This window comes from Mesorhizobium sp. M4A.F.Ca.ET.022.05.2.1 (genome assembly GCF_003998845.1).
In the GTDB taxonomy this organism is placed as follows: domain Bacteria; phylum Pseudomonadota; class Alphaproteobacteria; order Rhizobiales; family Rhizobiaceae; genus Mesorhizobium.
On sequence record NZ_RZOJ01000275.1, the window covers coordinates 1 to 8,371 of the forward strand.

Genomic DNA, 8,371 nt, shown 5'->3' on the forward strand with positions numbered 1-8,371 from the left:
GGACCGCCGCTTCTACTCGCATTTCGGCATCGATCCGATCGGGCTGACGCGCGCCATGGTCACCAACGTGCTTGGCGGGCACTTCTCGCAGGGCGGCTCGACGCTGACGCAGCAGCTGGCCAAGAACCTGTTCCTAACGCCCGACCGTACGCTGGAGCGCAAGGTGCAGGAAGTGCTCCTGGCGCTGTGGCTGGAGCACAAGCATACCAAGGACCAGATCCTCGAAATGTACCTCAACCGGGTCTATTTCGGCTCCGGCGCCTATGGCGTCGAAGCGGCTTCGCGGCGCTACTTCGGCAAGAGCGCGCGCGACGTGACACTCTCCGAGGCGGCGCTCCTGGCCGGCCTGCTCAAGGCGCCGTCGCGGCTGTCGCCGGCGCGCGACCCGAAGGCGGCCGAGGAGCGCGCGCAACTGGTGCTCGCCGCCATGCGCGACGAGGGCAAGATCGGCGCCAAGGAACTGACGAGCGCGATGAGCGCGCCGGCGACGCGCGCGCCGTCCTACTGGACCGGATCGGAAAACTACGTCGCCGACACTATCATGGGCGTACTGCCCGACCTGATCGGCGACGTGCGCGGCGATATCGTCGTCGACACGACGGTCGATCTCACCTTGCAGAAGCTTGCCGAACAGTCGATCCGGCGGCTGATCGACGAGAGCGGCAAGAAGCTCAACGTCACGCAGGGCGCGCTGGTATCGATCGACGATTCCGGCGCGGTGCGCGCTATGGTCGGCGGCTATGACTATTCGACCAGCCAGTTCGACCGCGCCTCGGAAGCGCGCCGCCAGCCGGGCTCGGCCTTCAAGCCCTTCGTCTACATGGCAGCGCTCGAGGCCGGTCGCACGCCGGACAGCGTGCGCAACGACGCACCGATCAAGATCGGCAAGTGGACGCCGGACAATTACGGCGGCAAATACTTCGGCAAGGTGACGCTGGCGACGGCGCTGGCGAAATCGCTGAACTCGGTCGCCGCCCAGCTCACCATGGAGGTCGGGCCCGACGCGGTGGTCGAGGCCGCTCACCGCATGGGCATCCAGTCCGATCTGCAGTCGAACACCTCGATCGCGCTCGGCACTTCGGAAGTGACGCCGCTGGAGCTGACCTCGGCCTATGTGCCGTTCGCCAATGGCGGCTACAAGCCGGACATCCATTTCATCCGCCGCGTCACCACGGCTGGCGGCAAGGTGCTCTACGACAACAATGGCGGCAACGCGCCACGCGTCGTCAAGCAAGAGATCGTCGGCATGATGAACTCGATGATGACCGGCACGGTCGAAATCGGCACCGCAAAGAAGGCGGCTTTCGCCTGGCCCTCGGCCGGCAAGACCGGCACCAGCCAGAATTCGCGCGACGCCTGGTTCGTCGGCTACACCGCCAACCTGACCACCGGCGTCTGGTTCGGCAATGACGACGGCAGCGGGATGAAGAAGGTCACCGGCGGCGCGCTGCCGGCGCAGGCCTGGCATGAATTCATGGTCGCCGCGCACGAAGGCGTGCCGGTCCGGCCGCTGCCCGGAACCTGGAAGTCTACCCCTTCGGATACGATCGTGCCGGACGACATCCCCTCGGCCGACGCCGGTCAGCCGGTGCCGGTGCCGCAGGCGGCGATCGGTCAGTCCGCCCAGGCGCCCGCACGCCCGGCGCGTCCGGCCCGGCCGGCCGAGACGGTCGATGCCGACGGGTTCGACATGCCGAGCGATGGCGGGACGGCCGCCTCGGTCGGCCATCCGGTGCCGCCTGGCAATGTCGGCGGCCCGACGAAAAAGCGGCAGACCTCGATCCTCGACATCCTCACCGGCGGTTGAGCGGCAACATCGCCTCTCGCCATGGCTTGCGCCTTCGGCTACATGTCCGGCCGGAGACCGCGACATGGCCGAGACCGATACAAGAAAAACCATCGTGCTGACCGGTGCCAGCCGGGGCATCGGCCATGCGACGGTGAAGCGCTTCTCGCGTGAGGGCTGGCGCGTCATCACCTGCTCGCGCCAGGCTTTCGCCGAGGACTGTCCGTGGCCAGCGGGGCCGGAGGACCACATCAAGGTCGATCTCGCCGACCAGGAGGATGTCGGCATCGCCGTCTCGGAGATCCGTCACCGGCTGGAGGCGCATGGCGGCCAGCTCAACGCGCTGGTCAACAATGCCGGCATTTCGCCGAAGCTGAAGGACGGCAGCCGGATGAACTCGATCGACACGCCGATGCATGTCTGGCGTGACGTGTTCCAGGTCAATTTCTTCGCGCCGATCATGCTGGCCAGGGGCCTGTTCAAGGAGCTGGCGCAGGCGAAGGGCTCGATCGTCAACGTCACCTCGATCGCCGGCACCCGTGTGCATCCCTTCGCCGGCACGGCTTACGCGACATCGAAGGCGGCACTGGGTTCGCTGACGCGCGAGATGGCGCATGATTTCGGCCCGCACGGCATCCGCGTCAACGCCATCGCGCCGGGCGAGATCGACACCGCTATCCTGTCGCCGGGCACCGACAAGATCGTCGAGACGATCCCGCTCAGACGCCTCGGCGCGACGTCGGAAGTCGCCGACATCATCTTCTTCCTGTGCTCCGGGCAGGCGTCCTACGTCACCGGCTCGGAAATCCACATCAATGGCGGCCAGCACGTCTGAACCTCGATTTCGGGGCAAAATCGCTCATCCGGTCATGGTGAGGACGGCCTTGCCGCTGAAGCTGCGCTGCCGCAGGGCGTCCAGCGCCTGGCCGATGTCTGTCCACGGCACAGTCAAGGCGACGCGGGTTTCCAACCGGCCAGCCGCGACCAGGGCGAGCAGTGAGACGATATCGGCGCCGATGGCTGGACCGGACGTATAGTAGGCGAAGGTCTGAAGCCTCGCCCCTTCATGGCCCGGAACGAACTGGCGAAATCCGACGGGCGTCAGTTCGCCGCTGCTTGAACCGAACATGACGATGGTGCCGCCCGGCGCGACGCGTTCGATCGCGTGCGCGAGGCTTGTGCCGCCGACCGACTCGGTGATCAGCGAGAACGGCCCCTCGGCCCGCTCGATCGAGTCGATAACCTGCTCGGCTCCAAGACCGCGGAGATCCTCGGCATGCCGGGCGGCGGCTATCGCCGTCACCGAGGCGCCTTGCTCGCGGGCGATCTGGATCTGGAAACGACCGACCGCGCCGCTTGCGCCGGTGATCAGAACCTGCTGGCCGGCGAGGTCACCGCCATGGCGCAACGTCCTAAGAGCCGTCGTGCCGGCGACCGGCAACGTGGCGGCGGAAACGAAGCTGACGCCATCCGGCAGGACGGCAAGGCGGTCGGTCGAAACGGCGACACGTTCGGCCCAGCCGTGCTCGTCGACCAAAGCTGCGACCCGGGTCCCCACGCCGGGCCCGGAGCCATCGGTTGCTGCCCGTTCGACGACGCCGACGATGTCCTGGCCGGGTATCCAGCCGTCCGGGCGTATGCCGAGGAGGCGCAGCTCACCCCGGTTCAGCGAGGTTACGTGGACCGCAATGAGCGCCTCGTTCGCCAAGGGCCGAGGGTCCTCGACCTCGGCGAGCCTAAGCCCGGTGGCGCTATCGGAAGCGATGACGAGGGCGAGCATGGGGCTGTACCTTCCTGGACCAAGCCGGCGATGGGCGCGCGGCGTCAACGCGATCGCCATGCGCAACCGGAGCCTATCGACCTTCAGGCCCTAAGAATTTAGCTATAATAGCATAAGGTCGCTAAAAGCAGTCATCATGAGACAGCCTCTTCGCTACCCATGGCTCGATTTCGATGTCGACAACGTCCACGCGCCGGCAATCGCCGTGCGCGTCGATGTACCGGAGACCAGGGCCGAGGTGCGCGACCACTGGCATCGCAAGGGGCAGCTCGTCTTCGCGCTGGGCGGCGGCGTCACCTGTCGGGTTCCGAGCGGCCTGTGGATGGTGCCGCCGCATTGCGCCGTGTGGATCCCGGGCGGCATGCAGCACAGCAACATCGCGACCGCCAATGCGCGGATTTTCTTCGTTTATCTCGAACCGGGCGCCGCCGATCTGCCGGACCGGTGCAGCACGCTTTCGATCTCGCCGCTGCTGCGCGAGCTGATCATCGAACTGTCGGACTGCGCGCCGGAGGAGGCACGATGCGGTTTCCTGGGAGGGATCCTGCTTGCCGAACTGCCGCGCATGCCTGTGCAGCAATTGCACCTGCCGATTTCGGCCGAGCCGCGCTTGCGGCGGATCGCCGAGGCGTTGGCGGACGATCCCGCCGACCGCAGCACGCTTGCGGAATGGGCAAACCGCGTGGCGCTTAGCGAGAGCAGCCTGGCGCGCCTTGTCGTGAAGGAGACAGGGCTGACCTTCGGGCGTTGGCGCCAGCAGTTGCACTTGATCGTGGCGCTGCGAGAACTCGCCTCTGGCGCCAGCGTGCAACAGATCTCGGGCGACCTCGGCTATGAATCCGTCACGGCGTTTATCACCATGTTCAAGAAGGCGCTGGGCAAGCCGCCGGCAAAATATCTCAGCGACATCGCGCAAAACGGAGGCTCCGCATTTGTCGCTTGACCAACCCGGCTGGTGCGTGGACGCGCAACTCAAACGGCCTGCGGTTTGATCTCCTTGGCGAGGGCGATCTCTTCCACCCCAGTAGGTGCCGTACCCGTCACCACCTCGACGATGCCGCGCGCGATCTCGCGCTCGCCCATGATGACGGTGTCGGCGCCGAGCCCCTTGAGGTGCTCGACCTCGGCATCGGAGTGGGCGCGGGCGATGACATTGATGCCGGGGTTGGCGGCGCGGGCGCGCAGCACGATCTGACCCGCCTCGAAGGCATTCGGAATTGCAAGGATCAGCCGCCTGGCGCCTTCCGGATTGGCGGCTGAAAAGACGTCGGCATTGGCGGCATTGCCGGCGATGGTTTCGACGCCATCGGCCTTCAGCTTCGCCAGCGTCTTGTCGGCGTCCTCGATGACCAGGAAGGGCAGCGCGGCTTGCTTCAGCGCCGCGCCGACGAGACTGCCGACACGGCCGTAGCCGATCAGGATGGAATGGCCGGTAAGCGCGGTTCTTGGCGGCGGGCCATCTTGCTTTTGCGGCGAAGCCGTCACCGAAGCCACCTTGCCGGGCTCGGTCGCCGGGCCGATCGGCCTTGCCTCTTCCGGCGGCGATGCCTTGGCCGAGCGTGCCTCCAGCCACGGTGTCATCCAGTCGATGGCCAGGAACATCAGCGGGTTGAGCAGGATCGACAGGATGGCGCCGGCAAGGATCAGGTCGCGACCCTGCTCGGGCAGGAGCTTCAGGCCGACACCGAGTTCGGCCAGGATGAAGGAGAATTCGCCGATCTGCGCCAGGCTGGCCGAGATCATCAGCGCCGTCGCGATCGGGTAGCGGAAGGCGAGGACGATGACGAACGCGGCCAGCGACTTGCCGATGACGATGATGGCGAGCGTCGCCAGGATCGGCCAGCCATTGCTGATCAGGCTGAACGGGTCGAACAGCATGCCGACCGAGACGAAGAACAGCACCGAGAAGGCATCGCGCAGCGGCAGCGATTCCTCGGCCGCCCGGTGGCTGAGCTCGGATTCGCTCATGATCATGCCGGCGAAGAAGGCGCCCAGCGCCAGCGAGACGCCGAACAGTTTCGCTGCGCCGAAGGCGACGCCCAACGCAATCGCCAGCACCGCCAGCCGGAACAGCTCGCGCGACCCGGTATGGGCGACATAATGCAGGATCCAGGGAATCACGCGGCGGCCGACCACCAGCATAACGACGACGAAGGCCACCACCTTGGCCAGCGTGACGCCGACGACGCCCCAGATGCCGTAGCTGGCCGGCAGCGCCAGCAGGCTGGCATGGTCGTCGGCCTGCGGCACGCCGCCGAGCACGCCGGCCAGCGCCGGCAGCAGCACCAGCGCCAGCACCATGGCAAGGTCCTCGACGATCAGCCAGCCGACGGCGATACGGCCGCGTTCGGTCTCGATCAGCCGCCGTTCCTGCAAGGCGCGCAGCAGCACCACCGTCGAGGCGACGGACAATGCCAGGCCGAAGACCAGCCCGGCGCCCATCGACCAGCCGAGCAGCCAGGCAAGGCCGACGCCGAGCAGCGCGGCAAAGCCGATCTGGACGACGGCGCCGGGCACGGCGATGGCGCGGACGGAGAGAAGGTCCTTCAGGGAGAAATGCAGGCCGACGCCGAACATCAAGAGGATGACGCCGATCTCGGCAAGCTCGGTGGCAAGGCTTGCGTCGGCGACGAAGCCCGGCGTGTTCGGCCCGACCAGCACGCCGGCCACGAGATAGCCGACCAGCGGCGGGATGCGGAAACGGTTGGCGAGCGCGCCGAAAACGAAAGCCAGCCCCAGACCGGCGACGATCGTGGCGATAAGGGGCGTGTCGTGCGGCATTGTCTATGGAGCGCCTTTCGAAAAAATCACGATGTAGGATAGGGCCGCCCCGCGGCCGCCGCCCTTGCAATATGGGGGGAGGCAGGGCCGCGAGGCAACCCGTAAAGCCGTGAAATCGAAAGGCAAAGGGGCACGAATGCCGGGCGAAGGGCAGATTGCGCTTGCCCGGCGGGCGCCGTCAGGCTGCCTGGAGCAGGCTTTCGATCTCAGGGATGGTGTGGTTGGTCAGCGTCTTTGGAATTTCCACCGTCACCTTGTCGCCGACAAGCTTGTGGAGCTTCCGGCGCATTTCGCCCAGCACCAGCGGCGGCGCGATCAGCACGATCTCCTTGAAGGCGCCGCGATTGGCGAGCCCATAAAGCCGTTCGGCGATGTCGTCGGCGAAGCGCTCCTTGCCGATACGATGCCAGTCGGTGTCCTCGACCGCGCTGCGATGGATGGACGGCCCGTCATTGTAGCGGCCGGGGCGGTCGCTGCCTTGCTCGCGCGTGGCGGGGTTCTCCTGCTCCATCTCCTGCACGACCTGCAGGTCCGGATTGCGGGTGTTGCCTTCATTGCGCAGGAACAGCGCTTTCTCGCCATCGGCGACCACGATCCAAAGGCCATGTTTCAGCGTGACGTTGCTCATGCGGGCTCCTCCTGCTTTTGCTGTGTTGCGAACCGTTCGCGGCGGCAGGCCGGGGCGGGTCTGTATGGCAAACGTCCTCTGAAGCTGGAATGTTCCGATATTGGTCAGGCGCTCATTCAGCCACGCGCGCCGGCCGGCGACGGTATTGCGGCTTTAATCTACTAAATTGGTAGGATTTAGAAAAATCTGTTTTGTAGCGTGGAGCATTTGCAGCTAAAAACGCCTGAGATCAGGGTCCGCAACAGCGGCTTCAATCCGATCCTCTCCCGGATGTGGAATTTTTTTCTCCTGCTCTTCGCGCTTGCGAAAAAGCGATTGCCTGCCATCGCGGGATGCGCGAGTGCTTTGCTTCTGGTTTTTCACGCCCGCGCGTAAAACTGCCAAATTGCTCAGGAATCTGCTCGCCATGCCGCAGGCCAATGCCAAGCTCAACGCTTTCCCCGTCTTCATGCGGGTCGAGGGCGAAGCCGTGGCCATTGTCGGCGGCGGCGAGGCGGCACTGGCCAAGGCGCGGCTCGTCGGCCAGTCGAGCGCGGCGCTGCGCATCATAGCGCAAACCGCCGAAGCCGAGCTGCTGTCTTTCATTGCCGCGACCGGTGCTGTCCATGTCGCCGCCGCATATGAGGCTGCGCATCTCGAAGGCGCGGCCATGGTGTTCGCCGCCAGCGGCGACGAGGCGCTCGACCGCCGCGTTGCCGAGGACGCGCGCCGCTTGAGCATTCCGGTTAACGCGGTCGACCGGCCAGAGCTTTGCGATTTCTTCACGCCGGCGCTGGTCAACCGCGCGCCGGTCGCCATCGCCATCGGCACCGAAGGCGCCGGCCCGGTGTTGGCGCAGATGCTGCGCGGCCGCATCGATCGCATGCTGTCGCCGTCGCTCGGCGCGCTGGCCACGCTTGCCGCGTCCTTTCGCGGCGCCGCCGAGCGGCTGCCGAAGGGCACCGGTCGCCGCCGCTTCTGGCGCGATTTCTTCGCCGGCGCGCCGGCGCGAGCCGTCGAGGCGGGCGAGTTTGCGAGGGCGCATGATGCCGCCGTCGAGCTGCTTGTCTCCAACGCGCCGGCCTCGGGCCACATCGCGCTGGTCGGCGCCGGTCCGGGCGCCGAGGATCTGCTCACGCTCAGGGCGCATCGCCTGCTGATGGAAGCCGACGTCATCGTCCATGACGCGCTGGTGCCGGAAGCGATCGTTGCCATGGGCCGCCGCGATGCCGAGCGCCTGCCGGTCGGCAAGCGCAAGGGCTGCCATTCCAAGAGCCAGGAAGAGATCAACGTGCTGCTCGTCGAGCTTGGCCGCGAGGGCAAGCGCGTCGTGCGGCTGAAGTCGGGCGACCCGCTGGTGTTCGGCCGCGCCGGCGAGGAAATGGCGGCACTTCGCGATGCCGGCATCGCCTATGAG

Annotated in this window: 8 protein-coding genes; 4 read left to right on the forward strand and 4 right to left on the reverse strand. The window is 66.5% G+C overall.

Going from position 1 to position 8,371, the window contains the following annotated elements:
- Together EN745_RS24280 and EN745_RS24285 are read left to right on the forward strand one after the other, a co-directional pair.
- Positions 1-1,807: PBP1A family penicillin-binding protein (locus EN745_RS24280; RefSeq protein ID WP_127422444.1), on the forward strand; the 1,807-nt coding region annotated here is incomplete at its 5' end.
- Between the two features lie 64 nt (positions 1,808-1,871).
- Positions 1,872-2,621, forward strand: a complete 750-nt coding sequence (locus EN745_RS24285; RefSeq protein WP_127406934.1) for an SDR family oxidoreductase — start codon at positions 1,872-1,874, stop codon at positions 2,619-2,621.
- A 24-nt stretch (positions 2,622-2,645) separates the two neighbouring features.
- Here the strand turns inward: EN745_RS24285 and EN745_RS24290 are convergent, their stop codons facing one another.
- Positions 2,646-3,566, reverse strand: coding sequence for a zinc-binding dehydrogenase (locus EN745_RS24290; RefSeq protein WP_127422445.1), 921 nt, complete (start codon positions 3,564-3,566; stop codon positions 2,646-2,648).
- A 136-nt stretch (positions 3,567-3,702) separates the two neighbouring features.
- Here EN745_RS24290 and EN745_RS24295 point away from each other — a divergent pair, with 136 nt between their 5' ends.
- Entirely contained in the window at positions 3,703-4,509 is an 807-nt protein-coding gene (locus EN745_RS24295; RefSeq protein WP_127422446.1) for a helix-turn-helix transcriptional regulator, read from the forward strand.
- A gap of 29 nt (positions 4,510-4,538) precedes the next feature.
- Here EN745_RS24295 and EN745_RS24300 read toward each other — a convergent pair whose 3' ends face one another.
- The 3 genes from EN745_RS24300 to EN745_RS24310 all read right to left on the reverse strand — a co-directional run bounded on the left by EN745_RS24300 (position 4,539) and on the right by EN745_RS24310 (position 7,383).
- Complete coding sequence (locus EN745_RS24300) at positions 4,539-6,347, reverse strand: cation:proton antiporter (protein ID WP_127422447.1); 1,809 nt, start codon at positions 6,345-6,347, stop codon at positions 4,539-4,541.
- Positions 6,348-6,525: 178 nt separating this feature from the next.
- Positions 6,526-6,975, reverse strand: a complete 450-nt coding sequence (locus tag EN745_RS24305) for a host attachment family protein (RefSeq protein ID WP_126058273.1) — start codon at positions 6,973-6,975, stop codon at positions 6,526-6,528.
- Positions 6,976-7,188: 213 nt separating this feature from the next.
- Positions 7,189-7,383: a hypothetical protein gene (locus EN745_RS24310; protein ID WP_145992118.1), complete on the reverse strand. Its 195-nt coding sequence runs from the start codon at positions 7,381-7,383 to the stop codon at positions 7,189-7,191.
- Between EN745_RS24310 and EN745_RS24315 the strand changes: the two genes are divergently transcribed.
- On the forward strand, positions 7,382-8,371 hold a 990-nt coding region (locus EN745_RS24315), incomplete at its 3' end, for an SAM-dependent methyltransferase (protein ID WP_127422449.1). The genes EN745_RS24310 and EN745_RS24315 overlap by 2 nt on opposite strands.

What these genes read in the sequence shown, in the direction of transcription:
- EN745_RS24285 (WP_127406934.1), top strand. Translation starts at nt 1,872, where the DNA reads ATGGCCGAGACCGATACAAGAAAAACCATCGTGCTGACCGGTGCCAGC.
- EN745_RS24290 (WP_127422445.1), bottom strand. Translation starts at nt 3,566, where the DNA reads ATGCTCGCCCTCGTCATCGCTTCCGATAGCGCCACCGGGCTTAGGCTC.
- EN745_RS24295 (WP_127422446.1), top strand. Translation starts at nt 3,703, where the DNA reads ATGAGACAGCCTCTTCGCTACCCATGGCTCGATTTCGATGTCGACAAC.
- EN745_RS24300 (WP_127422447.1), bottom strand. Translation starts at nt 6,347, where the DNA reads ATGCCGCACGACACGCCCCTTATCGCCACGATCGTCGCCGGTCTGGGG.
- EN745_RS24305 (WP_126058273.1), bottom strand. Translation starts at nt 6,975, where the DNA reads ATGAGCAACGTCACGCTGAAACATGGCCTTTGGATCGTGGTCGCCGAT.
- EN745_RS24310 (WP_145992118.1), bottom strand. Translation starts at nt 7,383, where the DNA reads ATGGCGAGCAGATTCCTGAGCAATTTGGCAGTTTTACGCGCGGGCGTG.